This is a genomic window from Flavobacterium sp. AED, from assembly GCF_000812945.1.
Taxonomy (GTDB): domain Bacteria; phylum Bacteroidota; class Bacteroidia; order Flavobacteriales; family Flavobacteriaceae; genus Flavobacterium.
In genome coordinates, this window is record NZ_JSYM01000001.1 from 1,301,231 (window position 1) to 1,316,512 (window position 15,282).

Sequence of the window (15,282 nt, forward strand, 5' to 3'; positions counted from 1 at the left end):
TTTATTTGCGCTTCATCTTAATGTATCAACATTTGTTAAAAACATATTAACAACATCTATTAAAAAATGGTTAAATGCTTATTTTTAGACTGTTAAACAAGGGTTTTTATGCGATATTTTATGCTTTTGTTTAATTAGTTTCCCAAAACTACCAGTGTTACTTAATAATTTGAAGTGTATTTTACTTTGGAAATCTGATGTTACGCCTAACAATTTTAGGAATAGCCATTGATGAATTACTCGTACATAGTTATTGACGATGATCAAGAAAGTGTTTCGAAAACGAAAGCCATTGCTGATAGTTTTTCGGAGCTTACTTTTGTGGCATCAGCAAATAATTACACGGATGGCTTAAATCTTATTTTAGAACACACTCCTCAATTAGTTTTTCTTGAAATTGACCCTACCAATAAAGAGAGTAATTTGTCGTTGACTCTTATTAATGAGTTGTATCGATATCTGAAAGTAATCCCGAAGATTATTGTTACAACCACAAAGAAAGATTTGGCTTTTGAAGCTATTCAATATGAAGTGGCGGATTATTTATTAAAACCATTAGCTCGTATCGATATTGTAAAATCAATTTTAAAATTGAACAAATCGAATAATGCGGAAGAAGTTATTTCGGAGCAATCACCAACTGTTGATGAAAAACCTATAGTATCAGTTAGGCAAGAAATACTAAATCAGGAACAGCCTCTTATTCTATGTATAAAATCATATGGTGATTACAGATATATTGATGCTAAAGATATTTGCTACTTCCAAGCGGATAATAATTCTACTGACATACATCTAAATAATGGTGAAATGATAACTGCTTTCAAAACATTGAAGCATTTTGAAGGAATTTTATCCTTCCCTTTTATAAGAATTCACAACAGTTATATCGTAAACCGAAATTACATTTCTAGAATTCATACAGGAAATACGGTATGTTACATTAAAAATACCACTACAAAACTTCCTTTCTCCAAATCGTATAAGGCAAATGTAGACCTTATTATTTCCGATTTTTCTAACGGAAATTACTTGGAAATCTAAAAAATAGTCATTTACCATAATTTGAGCGTCATTCACTATCAAACGACTGTGTTCTACCATAAACGCCTTTTTTTGTAGGAAATTTTAAGAATGCTTATGTAGTTTTACTAAAGAAATTCCTGCAAAGGGAAATAAAAAAAGTAAAAAACATAACAACATAAAAATCCCCAAATTATGAAAAAAGCAATCTTAACAATCGGTTTATTCTCTTTAGTAATGATCTTAACATCATTCACTACACCAGAAACTAAAAATGCTGTAAAATCTGATACTAATGTTAATATCATTGGTCAAGGTGCAGCAGGAGGAAATGTAAAAGTTGATATTATTGGACAAGGTGCAGCAGGAGGAAATGTAAAAGTTGATATTATTGGACAAGGTGCAGCAGGAGGAAATGTAAAAGTTGATATTATCGGACAAGGTGCAGCAGGAGGAAACGTTAAAGTGGACTAAAAACTAAATTTTTTAGATATAATTTAGGCTATCAATTTATTTGATAGCCTTTTTTTATGTCAATAGTTTTATTTTACTATTTTTGGTAAAACATACTAATAACTATTGAAAAATAAATACTACATACTTCTATTATTTTTTATGTTGTTTGTTTTTTTTGGTTGTTCCAAAAAAAACGCGAAAAATATTCCTGTTGCTTCATCTGAAGATAGTCTTTCTTCTTATTTTTCATTAGCAAATGATTTTAGTTTAGCTAGGGAAAAAAGGCAAGAATACAATAATAAAGCTTTTGATATTGTTATCAATCAAGAAAATGATTCGCTCAACCGTGTCAATCTCTTCAAAGTAGCCAATCGATACTATAACATAAATAATTGGAAATATTTTAATAAAACGGTTCATCTTGTATTGGACAAGTCAGAAAAAGTAAAGGATACATTAAATATAATAAAAGGTTATACTTATTTAGGGGATTATTATGAGTCACAATCTATTTTGGATAGCTCTTTTCAGTTTTATTATAAAGCAGAAAAAATGTATGAAAAACTCGGTAATAATTTTAATTTAGGCAAAATACTCATCAATAAAGCTACATTACAGTTTAAAGCGGGTGATTTTTTTGGGTCTGAACAATCAGTTATTAAAGCATTGCGGATAATAAAAGGAGAAAAAGGTATTAATAACATTTTATATGATGCCTATAATTTATTGGGGTTAGTTTATAATGAACTAAGTGAATATGAAACTGCAATAGCCTATCATAATAAAGCATTAGTAATCAGTGATGATGAAATAATCCCCAAGGTATTTCAGTCTAAAGCAACTACTTATAATAATATTGGACTTCTATATCTAAATTTGCATAATTATACTAAGGCACAAAGTTATTTTAAAAAAGGTTTAGTTCAACAAAACTTAAAAACAGAAAAACCATACGTTTATGCCATGTTGTTAGACAATTTGGCCTATTCAAAAATGAAATTGAAAGATTCAAATGAATTACCTGAATTATTTTATGAATCACTAAAACTGAGAGATAGTCTTCAATTGACTTCTGGGATATTTGTAAATAAAATCCATTTATCAGAATATTTTGCTGCAAATAGGGATACCATTAAAGCTTTACGGTTTTCTAAAGAGGCATTATTGCTTGCTCGAAATACTAATATATCTCAAGATATTTTAGTAGCATTGAAGCAGTTGGCTATTATTGAGCCAGATAAAGCTTCTGCTTATTCAAAAGAATATATTCGTATTAATGAGAATTTACAAAAAGAAGAACGAAAGATGGGAGACAAGTTCTCTCGTATAGAATATGAAACGGATCAAATAAAAGGAGAGAATACAGATCTGGAAACTAAAAATAGGAATTTATTATTTGGTTTTAGTGTAATTACGATGTTGGGTTTATTTTTGTATATCATTAAAGCTCAAAAAACTAAAAACAGAGAATTGTTGTTTAAACAAGAGCAGCAAAAGGTTAATGAAGAAATTTATAACTTAATGATTTCGCAACAAAGTACCATTGAGACGAATAGAATTGTAGAGAAAAAAAGAGTAGCGCAAGAATTACATGACGGTGTGTTGGGAAGGATGTTTGGCGTGCGAATGAATTTGGATGGGTTGAATAGATTCAATGATGAAATGGCTGTTAGTCAAAGAAATAGTTATTTGGCGGAATTAAAAAATATTGAACAGGATATTCGCGAAATTTCACATGACTTGAATAGAGAGAAATCGGAATTAATTAATAACTTCGTTGCGATAGTAAATAATTTATTTGAAGATCAAAAAAAGACATTTAAGCCAAAATTAGTAACGATAATTGATCCTGCTATAAAATGGGAGTTATTAAGTAATGCTATTAAAATAAACTTATACCGAATTATTCAAGAGTCACTTCAAAACATTAATAAGTATGCTAACGCAAATACAATTAAAGTGGAACTCAAGAAAAATGGTAATGATTTATTTTTATCAATAAATGATGACGGAGTTGGGTTTAATGTAAATAAAGCAAAAAGAGGTATTGGTATACAAAACATTCAATCTCGAACGAATGAGTGTAATGGAACTGTCGATATAAAATCAAATAAAGGAGAAGGAACAACAATTACAATTGCAGTCCCAATAGAACAGAAACTAATACTTACATAGAAATGACAATTGCCTCAACTGAAAAGACAATGATTCAAAATAATATATTAATAGTTGATGATCACCCTTTTATTATTGAAGGGTATAAAAATGCAATTACAAGATATAATCCAAAGGATTTTCAGTTTTTTATTAGTCAGGCTAAGGACTGTAAATCAGCTTATGATTTGATTACAAATCCTGATACTTTAGCTTTTGACATCGCTTTTTTAGATATTAGCATGCCGCCTTACGAAGAAAAAGGTATTTATTCTGGAGAGGATTTGGCTAAATTAATTAACGAAATCATGCCTGCTTGCAAAATCATTTTGCTAACTATGTATACTGAATTGTTAAAGATTAAAACTATCATAAGTGCTATAAACCCAAATGGCTTAGTGATAAAAAATGATCTGACATTTGATGAATTGCTTTTTGCTTTTGATAAAGTCATAAATAATAAAATCTATTACAGTCAATCTGTCCAGAAAATGTTAGACTTGGCCGAAAAGGATACAATAGAAATAGATCAATTTGATAAACAAATTTTATTTCATTTGTCAAAAGGTACTAAGTTGAATGATATTCCACAATATATTCCAATATCCTTGGGAGCAATAGAAAGGAGGAAGTTAAACTTAAAAGAATTATTGAAAATTGTAGATGGAAGCGATATAGATTTAATTCGCGAGGCAAAAAATCAAGGATTACTTTTTTAGCTATTAAATGAACTTTAAACAAAAAACGACACTTGTAAAAGTGTCGTTTTTTGTTGGTTTAATGGATGCTTTATTCACTCAAGGCATCCCAACCACGCGCTTTTAAGGCGATTTTTGTGTTGGCACGAGTAACTAAATGAATGCCTTCACTTTCTTGTGTCATGTGGCCAATAATAGTAAAATTTGGATTGCCTTTTATTTTTTCAAAATCCTCCATGGCAATGGTGAAAAGCAATTCGTAATCTTCTCCTCCGTTTATTGCCACTGTTGTACTGTCGATATTGAATTCTTCACAAACATTAATAAATTGAGGATCGATTGGTAATTTGTCTTCGTATAAATTACAACCCACTTTGGACTGTTTGCACAAATGCATAATTTCCGATGACAATCCATCCGAAATATCAATCATTGAAGTTGGTTTTATTTCTAAAGCATGCAATAAAGTTCGAACATCCTTACGAGCTTCAGGCTTCAATTGACGTTCTATCAAATACGTATAAGCATCTAAATCTGGTTGTGAATTTGGATTAACCTGAAAAACTTGCTTTTCTCTTTCTAAAACTTGCAATCCCATATAGGCAGCTCCAATATCTCCAGTAACCACTAATAAATCAGTTTGTTTGGCGCCATTTCTATAAACGATTTCTTCTTCATCAGCTTCGCCTATGGCAGTTATACTGATGATTAAACCTTTTTGCGATGAGGTAGTATCGCCACCTATAACATCTACATTATATTCACGGGCTGCATGCGTAATTCCTGCAAATAATTCGTCTAATGCTTCCAAAGGAAAACGATTGGATACTGCAATAGAAACCGTGATTTGTGTTGGTTTGGCATTCATGGCGCAAATATCAGAAACATTGACCACGACAGCTTTATAGCCCAAATGTTTTAAGGGCATATATGCCAAATCAAAATGCACGCCTTCAATCAACAAATCAGTTGAAACTACTACTTTTTTATCTTTGAAATCCAAAACGGCAGCATCATCTCCAATTCCCTTTAAAGTAGAAGGTTGATTGATTTCAAAGTTTTTTGTCAAATGGTCTATCAATCCAAATTCTCCTAGTTGGGCAATACTTGTACGTTGTGGGGTTTTATCTTCGATCATTTTTTTCATTGTTTTGAGGTTGCAAATATACAAAGAAATATTCGCCTTGAATTCTATCAAATTCTATCAATTTTATCCGACCTTTAGAGTATTAAATTCGTGAAAAATGAAGTCATTTGATATAGTTACGCTTACAGTTAATCCTGCTTTAGATAAAAGCACTCATTTTAAAGGGTTAGTCCCGGAACAAAAAATACGATGTGATGAGCCTCGTTATGATGCGGGAGGAGGAGGAATCAATGTTTCTAAGGTAATCTCCCGTCTAGGAGGAACGTCTTTAGCGGTATTTACTTCTGGTGGACCAATGGGTAAAATGCTTGAGGAATTGGTGGCTAAAGAATCGGTTGAATTTAAAGCAATCGAAGTCCAAACTTGGACAAGAGAAAGTTTTGTAGCTGTGGATGATAATACAAATTCACAATACCGATTTGGATTTACAGGAGGAAAAATTTTAGAAGAAGAAAGCAAAAGAATATTAGAAACCATAGCTAATTTTGAACTAAAATTCCTTGTAGCCAGTGGTAGTTTGAACGAAGGGTTATCAGTAGATTTTTATCAAAAAATCGCTGAAATAACAAAAAAATCAAATGCGAAGTTAATTGTGGACACCTCTGGGGAATCATTAAAAAAAGCATTAGAAATTGGTGTTTATATGATCAAACCTAATGTTGGAGAATTGGCAAAATTAATAGGTGTGGAGCGATTGGAACTGGAAGAAGTAAACCAAGCTGCAAAACAAATCATTGCCAAAGGTGGAGCCGAAATTGTAGTCGTTTCCCTTGGTCCACAAGGCGCAGTATTGGTTACAAAAGATTCTTATGAATTTGTCCCTGCTCCCAATGTTGCCAAAAAAAGTACGGTAGGTGCCGGTGATAGCATGGTTGGTGGGATGGTTTGGGCGCTTTCGCAAAATAAAAGCCTGAAAGAAGTCATTCGTTGGGGTGTCGCTTGCGGTTCAGCAGCGACGATGAATGAAGGAACCCAATTGTTTAAATTCGAAGATGCAAAACGATTGTTTGAATGGTTGAAGGATAAATAAATGTATTATAGTTACATGTTATGTAGAGTTGCACTGCAGTGCAACTCTACTACGATACCGAAAAACAAAAAAACCTGATAATTTTTACATCATCAGGTTTCTATATATTTTCTAATTCCCTCTTCAGGGGTTAGGGGGATTAATCGTTCAATTTCAAAACAGCCATAAACGCTTCTTGTGGAATTTCAACATTTCCAACCAATCTCATACGTTTTTTACCTTTTTTCTGTTTTTCCAATAATTTACGTTTACGGGAAATATCTCCACCATAACATTTGGCGGTAACGTCTTTACGCAATGCTTTTATCGTTTCACGCGAAATAACTTTCACCCCAATAGCAGCTTGAACAGGAATATCAAATTGTTGACGTGGAATTAATTCTTTCAGTTTCTCACACATTTTTTTACCAATAGAATACGCATTATCGGCATGCATTAAAGATGATAAAGCATCCACAATTGTAGCGTTCAATAAGATGTCAACTTTAACCAAATTAGAAGTTCTCATTCCAATTGGCGTATAATCAAAGGAAGCATATCCTTTAGAAACGGTTTTCAAACGGTCATAAAAGTCAAATACAATCTCTGCCAACGGCATATCAAAAGTCAACTCTACACGTTCCGTAGTCAAATATGTTTGATTAGTAATCAACCCACGTTTTTCGATACACAAACTCATTACATTCCCAACATAATCAGATTTAGTGATGATAGTAGCTTTAATAAAAGGTTCTTCAACATGGTCTAAACGAGAAGGCTCCGGCAAGTCCGAAGGATTATTTACGATAAGCGGTGTTGTAGGATCTTTTTTGGTGTAAGCGAGATATGAAACGTTGGGAACTGTAGTAATAACAGTCATGTTAAACTCTCTCTCCAAACGCTCCTGGATAATTTCCATGTGCAACATTCCCAAGAATCCGCAACGGAAACCAAATCCCAAAGCCGCTGAACTTTCCGGTAAAAACACCAACGAAGCATCATTCAGCTGCAATTTTTCCATAGAGTTTCTCAACTCCTCATAATCTTCAGTATCCACTGGATAAATTCCCGCAAAAACCATTGGTTTCACATCTTCAAAACCAGTAATTATATTTGTTGTTGGCGTTTTCGCATCCGTCAACGTATCTCCTACTTTTACTTCTTTTGCTTCTTTAATTCCAGAAATTAAATACCCAACATCTCCTGCTGAAATGACTTGTTTCGGAACTTGATTTAATTTCAAAGTACCAATCTCGTCCGCAAAATATTCATTTCCGGTAGCCATGAACTTAATCTTCTGGCCTTTTTTAATCTGGCCGTTTTTTACACGAAAAATAACTTCAATTCCTCGAAACGGATTATAATGAGAGTCAAAAATCAACGCTTGTAAAGGTTCGTCAACATTTCCTGATGGAGGAGGAATTCTTTCGATAATTGCTGCCAAAATATTTTCTACACCCAAACCGGTTTTACCCGAAGCATGAATAATATCTTCCAGTTTGCAACCTAACAAGTCCACGATATCATCGCTTACTTCTTCAGGATTGGCACTTGGTAAATCCACTTTATTCAAAACTGGAATAATTTCCAAGTCATTTTCCAAAGCCAAGTATAAATTCGAAATCGTTTGTGCTTGGATACTTTGCGCTGCGTCTACAATTAAAAGTGCGCCTTCACAAGCCGCAATCGAACGAGAAACCTCATACGAAAAATCCACGTGTCCAGGAGTATCAATCAAATTCAAGATGTATTCTTGTCCTTTATACGTGTATTCCATCTGAATCGCGTGACTCTTAATCGTAATCCCACGTTCGCGTTCCAAGTCCATGTTATCAAGCAATTGCGCTTTTTCTTCACGGGCGGTTACTGTTTGTGTTGCGCCTAATAATCGGTCAGCAAGCGTGCTTTTCCCGTGATCAATATGTGCAATAATGCAAAAATTCCTAATATGTTTCATGTTCTAAATAATATCAAATTTATTTGGGTTTACCCTGAATTTATTTCAGGGCGTGACCACAAGGGTCGGGCTTTCCGCTACAATCTTTTCCTTTTTAAAGAAAAAGGAAAAGGATTTTTGCTGCAATCCCTCACGCAATCGCCAAACAGCGACAATTAATCTGCAAATATAAGCTAAATTCAACAGTTTCAAAGTCCCGAATTCGCAAACTAATTGGTTTAATACTAAGTCTTTCTTCTTTCTTCTTTTATCCTTTCATCTAAAAAACGTAATTTTGCACCAAAATAAATGAAGATGGTCAAGATTGGCAACATAATATTACCCGAATTCCCTTTACTTCTCGCACCTATGGAAGATGTGAGCGATCCGCCTTTCCGCAGATTGTGTAAAGCTCATGGTGCTGATTTAATGTATTCGGAATTTATTTCTTCCGAAGGTTTAATTCGTGACGCTATCAAAAGCCGAATGAAATTAGATATTTTCGATTACGAAAGACCTGTAGGAATCCAGATTTTTGGTGGTGACGAGGAAGCAATGGCTATGTCTTCCAAAATTGTTTCGGCAGTAAACCCGGATTTAATAGATATTAATTTTGGCTGTCCTGTTAAAAAAGTAGTTTGTAAAGGAGCCGGAGCCGGAGTTTTAAAAGACGTTGATTTGATGATTCGTTTGACTCAGGCCGTTATCGATAGTACCCATTTGCCTGTAACCGTAAAAACGCGTTTGGGTTGGGACGATAATTCCATTAATATTGATGAAGTTGCGGAACGTTTACAAGATATTGGTGTTGCAGCTTTGAGTATACATGCCAGAACTCGTGCCCAAATGTATAAAGGACACTCGGATTGGTCGCACATCGCCCGAGTAAAAAATAACCCAAGAATCACGATGCCTATTTTTGGAAACGGTGATATCGATTCTCCAGAAAAAGCATTACACTATAAAAACGAATACGGCATCGACGGAATTATGATTGGTCGCGCCGCCATTGGTTATCCTTGGATTTTTGACGAAATCAAACATTACTTTAAAACTGGAGAACATTTGCCAAAACCCACAGTTATTGATAGAGTAGAAGCGGTGAGAAATCACCTCACTTGGGCAATGGAATGGAAAGGTGAAAGATTAGGAATTGTGGAAACGAGACCACATTATACCAATTATTTCAAAGGAATTCATTCTTTTAAACCCTTTAAGCAAAAATTAGTAACGCTAGATCGACCTGAAGAGTTGTTCGCCGCTTTGAATGAGATTGAAGAAGCGTATGCGGGTTATGAGGTTGTTTAGACTCTTTTAGGGTTTTAAGCCCTAAAAGGGTTAGTTTGGTTTTAATTCAACAACTTTTTACTCACGCGACTACTTGCAATCAGCGAAGCGATAAAACCAAGTGTGACAATCGTTCCCATAACAATCAATACATTTTCGAGAGAAAAAACTACGGGATATGCCAGTGTGGGTGTAATCATAACCAATTGAAAATGTTGTTGCAGTAACACAATTATAATCCCTAAAACTAAACCTATTATTCCGCCAAAAACACTCAATAAAGTGCCTTGAAGCAGGAATATTTTTCGCAAATCTTTGATTTCAGTTCCAAGATTAAATAAGGTTTTTAAGTTTCCTTTTTTATCCAAAATCATCATAATTAGTGCGCCAATTAAGTTGAAAAGAGCCACAACAATCACTAAAGTAAAAATCAAATACACCGCAATATTCTCGGTGTTCAACATTTTATAGAGCGATTCGTTGAGTTGCGCTCTATTTTTTACGGTAATTGTATTATTAAAAATAGTTTGGAGTTGGTCTGTAATGACAGTTTCATCAGCACCAGCTTTTTCTTTTATTTCAATCCCCGAAACTTGATTGGTTTTGTATTCCAATAATTCTTGGGCTAAACCTAAATCGGCAAAAACATATTTAGAATCAAGGTCTTCGCTTATGGCATAAATCCCAACAGGAATAATATCCGTTTTGTTAAAAGCCTGTTCCGGATTTTCGATTGCTCCTTTTCCGGGTTTTGGAACTAAAACTTCCAATTGATGATTAAAATCAAGCAAGCCCATCGAGAATTTCTGGGCAATTCCGTAACCAACGACTACTTGATAGGTGTCCGGTTTAAGCCATAGCCCGTTGAAAAGTTTCTTTTCAATAGCATTTACTTTGCTAAAGTTGGAATCAACTCCCTTAAGATAAGTGACTTCCTGCTTTCCGTCAAAAGTAAATAAAACACGCTCTTCGATTATCTTAGTATAAGAAGCTAAGCCGTCAATTTTTTTGATTTGGCTTTCCTGATTTGGAGAAATAAGGAATGATTTCCCTAAAGTACTGCTTATTTTTAAATCAGGGTCGATATCATTCGTAAACGAAAGACTAAAAACTTTTAACCCGCTAAAAACAGATAAAACCACAAACAAAGCCATTGCGCCAACAATAATTCCCATGCTGGCAATTCGATTGATAATATTAATCGCATTGTTTTTACTATTGCTACGAATATAGCGTTTGGCTATGTAAAGGGGAAAATTCAAATTTTATTGAAATCTGCGTTTGTCCAAAAGATCTCTGTTTTCTATAGGATTGTCTTTGTTGGCTAAGGCATTGTCAATTTTTTCAATATAGTCCAAAGAGTCGTCGATAAAGAAAACCAAATTGGGAACTTTTCTTAATTGTAAACGAACACGTTGTGATAAATCATGTTTTATGGTTTTAGAATTGGACTTAACCGCCTCTAAAATTTCTTTTGCTTTGTCCTGAGGGAAAACGCTTAAATGCACTGTAGCTACTGATAAATCTGTAGTTACAGTAACCTTGGATACCGAAATGATTAAATTAGCCAATCCGTTTTTTCTCACTTCACCTTGTAGAATGTCAACCAAATCTTTTTGGATAACCCCACCTATTTTTTTCTGTCTATTTGTTTCCATGCTGCAAAAATACTACTTTTAAGTTTTATCCCGAAGTTTCGGGACAAATTTTAAAAGTAACCTAGAAATTGTTGCGTTTTTAGGAGCTATTTCCTGCTGTTCACTATATCTTTCCTGCCGAACACCGGCAAGAAAGGATGCCGTTTCTATCAGGGCTAGGAGATTTAGGAAATTAGAACGCTAATTCTAAATCAGAAATCTAAAATCGTTAATCAGAAATCTAAAATGTTAATGCAAAGACCTTCATTCTCCATATACGACGCATCGGCAGGTTCTGGAAAAACCTATGCGCTTGTCAAAGAATACCTAAAAATTATCCTTGTTGCAAAAAAGAATGACGCCTATCGAAACATTCTCGCGATTACGTTTACCAACAAAGCGGTTCACGAAATGAAAAGCCGAATCGTAGGCAGTTTGTCCGAATTTGCCAAAGACGAACCAAGTTCAAAAGCACAGGATTTAATGCAGGATTTGGCCGTAGATACCGAACTTTCTATCATTGAAATAAAAACCAAATCACAGCAAATCATCAAGCACATTATTCATAATTATGCTGCTTTTGATATTTCCACCATTGATAAATTCACACATAAAGTGATTCGTGCTTTTGCACACGATTTGAATTTACCTATGACTTTTGAAGTCACTTTGGATACTGAGAATTTATTGATTGAAGCTGTCGATGCCATCATCGCCCAAGCCGGAGAAGATGAAACATTAACCAAGCTACTCATCGATTTCACGATGGAAAAAACCGATGATGACAAATCTTGGGATATTTCACGAGAGATTCTCGATACCGGTCGTTTAGTTCTCAATGAAAACAACAGAAACGAAATCACTCATTTTCAAGATAAATCCATTGCTGAGTTTGTTGAAATAAAAAACAAACTAGCCGAAGCCTGTAAAAACTTAGAAAAGCAAACTATTATTTTTGCGGAAGAAGTATTGTCATTAATTGACAAAAATGGAATTGACATCAAATCCTTTTCTAGAGGTACTTTTCCGAATCATATTAATAGTATTCAGCAAGGAAAATTCAATCCCAAGAATAAAACTTTTCATGAGTTTGATGATATTGCTATCAATAAAACAGCTAAAGATCGTGCGATTATCGAAAATCTAATTCCTGAATTTTTGCAAATCCTGACTAAAGTTTATACAGCTTTCGAAAAGATAAATTTCTACAAAGCGTTCTTGAAAAACATTACACCTTTGTCATTATTAAATACGGTCAGCAATGAATTAACCAAAATCCAGAAAGAACAAAATGTGCTTTCTATTTCCGAATTTAATGCGATTATCCATCGTGAGATTCAAAATCAACCCGCACCTTTTATATATGAACGATTGGGCGAGCGCTACCGTCATTTTTTTATCGATGAATTTCAGGATACTTCCGAAATGCAATGGCAGAACCTGATTCCGCTTATTGATAATGCGCTTTCGGGTCAAGATGATTTTGGTGTAAAAGGAACTTTGATGATTGTAGGTGACCCAAAACAATCTATTTACCGCTGGCGTGGTGGAAAAGCGGAACAGTTTATTGAATTGAGTAAAGACCAAAATCCGTTCAATAATCCAGATAAAAAATTAGAACATTTAGATAAAAATTACCGTTCTTACTCACAGATAATCGAATTCAACAATGATTTTTTTAAATTGTTATCGAATGAATTCGAACATTTGGATTATAAAGATTTGTATGAAAATCACAGTCATCAAAAAACTAATGATAAAACTGGGGGCTACGTAAATATTTCTTTCATTCCAAAAGTAGAAACTTCGGAAGAAGATGAAGAAGTTTTAGACAAAACTGATTTGTATGTTTTAGCAACTTTAAACACGATTCAAAAAACCTTGAAACAAGGCTTTCAATACAAAGATATTGTGATTCTGACCCGAAAACGAGATCAGGGAATTGCGATTGCTAATTATTTGACGGAACAAGGAATTCCACTTTTGTCTTCGGAAACTTTGATGATTCAAAATGCCACTGAAGTTCGATTGATTATTCATTTATTAAAATACTTGAAAAATAGTTCTGACTTGGAATCCAAAGCAAACTTTCTTCAATATTTAGCACAAAACAGTCAGGATAAATTACCGATTCATGATTTTATCGCTCAGGGAATGGCGTTATTTCAGGAAACTGATTTCGAAAATTGGTTGATGAGTTTTGATGTTTCGCTTTCGTTTCAAAGCATTAGAAAAAAATCATTGTATGAGGCAGTGGAAACTATAATAAGTAAATTCCTCCCCCCAGCCCCCTCCGAAGGAAGGGGTGACGGAATAGTGAGCTGTGTGGATAAAAATCGTCTTATTGAATCAAATAAATTAGGATACATGACTGGCGGAAATTATTCTCATCTTTCAATCGATAAGGCTAAAGCGATGAGGAAAAATCCAACTAATGCTGAAAAAATACTTTGGTCTGAACTCAAATCACAATCTTTAGGAAGTAAATTTAGACAACAACATTTGATAGATGATTTTATTGTTGATTTTGTTTGTTTGTCAAAAAAATTAGTAGTCGAAGTTGATGGAGATTATCATTTTACTGAAGAACAAATTCAGTTAGACAAAAACAGAACTGAGATTCTAAGTAAATTAGGTTATAAAGTCATTCGATTTACCAATGAGCAAGTAATAAAGTGTATTTCAGATGTATTAAATAAAATAAAAGAAGAATTAATTCAACAAGAAGAAATTCAAAACTCCAATTTATCAGTTTCGGCTCCCTCCCCTTCGGGGAGGGTCGGGGAGGGGAATGCTTACGTTCAATATTTCCTAGACATTGTTCTCGAAAGAGACATTCGGAATCAAGCAGGTATTTCGGACTTCTTAAATTTCTGGGATAAAAATGCAGAGAAATTTAGTATTCCGTCTCCCGAAGGAAATAATGCAGTCCGAATTATGACTATTCATAAATCGAAAGGATTGGAATTTCCGGTCGTTATTTTTCCTTTTGCCGAAGAAGATTATAATCGAAAACCAAAAGATAAATTATGGCTTAATGCTGAGGAACAAGATTTCGGTCTACCAAAAGTTTTAATTGACAATAGTAGCGCGGTAGAAGGATTTGGAGAGGAAGCATCATTCGTTTACAATCAAAAGAAACAGGAAGAATTATTGGATAATATCAATGTTTTGTACGTGGCTTTAACCCGTGCTGAAGAGCAATTGTATGTAATTTCAAATATGAATTTGTCCAACAAAGGAGAAGTTCCAAAAAATAATATGTGTGCCTTTTTCATTAATTATTTGGGAAGCAAAGGGGAGTTCGATGAAGGTAAATTAGAATATGAATTTGGAAATAAAACGAAATTATCTGTAGGGCAGCGACACATTGATACTTCAAAAACGATTCCTTTAGTTTCAGAAATTTTGAATCCAAAGAATATAAAAATAGCACAACGCGAAGCTTTAATGTGGGGGACACTCCAACAAGAAGCTATCGAATATGGGAATGTTATTCACGAAATTCTATCTTTTGTCAAAACTAAAAACGATGTTGATTTGGCAATTACAAAATCCATTGAAAACGGATTGATAACTTTTAGTCAAAAAGAGACGGTTTTTAATACGATTCAAGAAATTGTTAATCATAGTGAATTAGAGATTTGTTTTGCTGAAGGGAATGAAGTTTTAAATGAACAAACTATTATTCAAAAAGAAGGAAAAACAGTAAAACCGGACCGAATGGTTTTGACAAAAAACAAAGAAGTATTGTTGTTGGATTATAAAACTGGAACACATAATGTTAAATACCAACAGCAATTGGAGAATTATCAGGATGCTATTGAGAAAATGGGATACAAAGTAGTTAAAAAGGCATTGGTATACATAGGGAAAGAAATCGATGTAGTAAATTTGTAACCTACTATTGAAAGGAATAAATAACGGCTTTAATA

General features: G+C 33.8%; 11 protein-coding genes. 7 read left to right on the forward strand and 4 right to left on the reverse strand.

The features are described from left to right. The first annotated feature begins 231 nt into the window (after positions 1–231). From OA85_RS05805 to OA85_RS05820, 4 genes are all read left to right on the forward strand, one after another. Positions 232–1,044, forward strand: a complete 813-nt coding sequence (locus OA85_RS05805; protein WP_039108539.1) for a LytTR family DNA-binding domain-containing protein — start codon at positions 232–234, stop codon at positions 1,042–1,044. Positions 1,045–1,218: 174 nt separating this feature from the next. After that, a complete protein-coding gene (locus OA85_RS05810) occupies positions 1,219–1,497 on the forward strand; it encodes a hypothetical protein (protein ID WP_039108540.1) in 279 nt (92 codons plus the stop codon). Positions 1,498–1,602: 105 nt separating this feature from the next. Next, complete coding sequence (locus OA85_RS05815; protein ID WP_039108541.1) at positions 1,603–3,654, forward strand: tetratricopeptide repeat-containing sensor histidine kinase; 2,052 nt, start codon at positions 1,603–1,605, stop codon at positions 3,652–3,654. Between the two features lie 29 nt (positions 3,655–3,683). Then, a complete protein-coding gene (locus tag OA85_RS05820; protein WP_231557079.1) occupies positions 3,684–4,352 on the forward strand; it encodes a response regulator in 669 nt (222 codons plus the stop codon). Positions 4,353–4,422: 70 nt separating this feature from the next. Here OA85_RS05820 and thiL read toward each other — a convergent pair whose 3' ends face one another. Further along, complete coding sequence (gene thiL, locus OA85_RS05825) at positions 4,423–5,469, reverse strand: thiamine-phosphate kinase (protein WP_039109402.1); 1,047 nt, start codon at positions 5,467–5,469, stop codon at positions 4,423–4,425. Between the two features lie 106 nt (positions 5,470–5,575). Here thiL and OA85_RS05830 point away from each other — a divergent pair, with 106 nt between their 5' ends. Further along, the gene (locus OA85_RS05830) at positions 5,576–6,508 is read left to right on the forward strand and encodes a 1-phosphofructokinase family hexose kinase (RefSeq protein ID WP_039108543.1); all 933 of its coding nucleotides are present in this window, start codon (positions 5,576–5,578) and stop codon (positions 6,506–6,508) included. Between the two features lie 139 nt (positions 6,509–6,647). On the opposite strand, the gene lepA is transcribed toward OA85_RS05830, so the two are convergent. Beyond that, on the reverse strand, positions 6,648–8,444 hold the full coding sequence (gene lepA / locus OA85_RS05835; protein WP_039108544.1) for a translation elongation factor 4: 1,797 nt from the start codon (positions 8,442–8,444) through the stop codon (positions 6,648–6,650). Positions 8,445–8,738: 294 nt separating this feature from the next. Between lepA and dusB the strand changes: the two genes are divergently transcribed. After that, the gene (gene dusB, locus OA85_RS05845; protein ID WP_039108546.1) at positions 8,739–9,731 is read left to right on the forward strand and encodes a tRNA dihydrouridine synthase DusB; all 993 of its coding nucleotides are present in this window, start codon (positions 8,739–8,741) and stop codon (positions 9,729–9,731) included. Positions 9,732–9,772: 41 nt separating this feature from the next. On the opposite strand, the gene OA85_RS05850 is transcribed toward dusB, so the two are convergent. Both OA85_RS05850 and rbfA read right to left on the reverse strand, forming a co-directional pair. Beyond that, the gene (locus OA85_RS05850) at positions 9,773–10,972 is read right to left on the reverse strand and encodes an FtsX-like permease family protein (RefSeq protein WP_039108547.1); all 1,200 of its coding nucleotides are present in this window, start codon (positions 10,970–10,972) and stop codon (positions 9,773–9,775) included. A gap of 3 nt (positions 10,973–10,975) precedes the next feature. Continuing rightward, positions 10,976–11,368 carry a 30S ribosome-binding factor RbfA gene (gene rbfA / locus OA85_RS05855; RefSeq protein WP_039108548.1) on the reverse strand — a complete coding sequence of 131 codons (393 nt, stop codon included), beginning with the start codon at positions 11,366–11,368 and terminating at the stop codon, positions 10,976–10,978. Positions 11,369–11,599: 231 nt separating this feature from the next. On the opposite strand from rbfA, the gene OA85_RS17165 reads away from it, so the two are divergent. Further along, on the forward strand, positions 11,600–15,247 hold the full coding sequence (locus OA85_RS17165; protein ID WP_082014144.1) for a UvrD-helicase domain-containing protein: 3,648 nt from the start codon (positions 11,600–11,602) through the stop codon (positions 15,245–15,247). Positions 15,248–15,282: the final 35 nt, after the last annotated feature.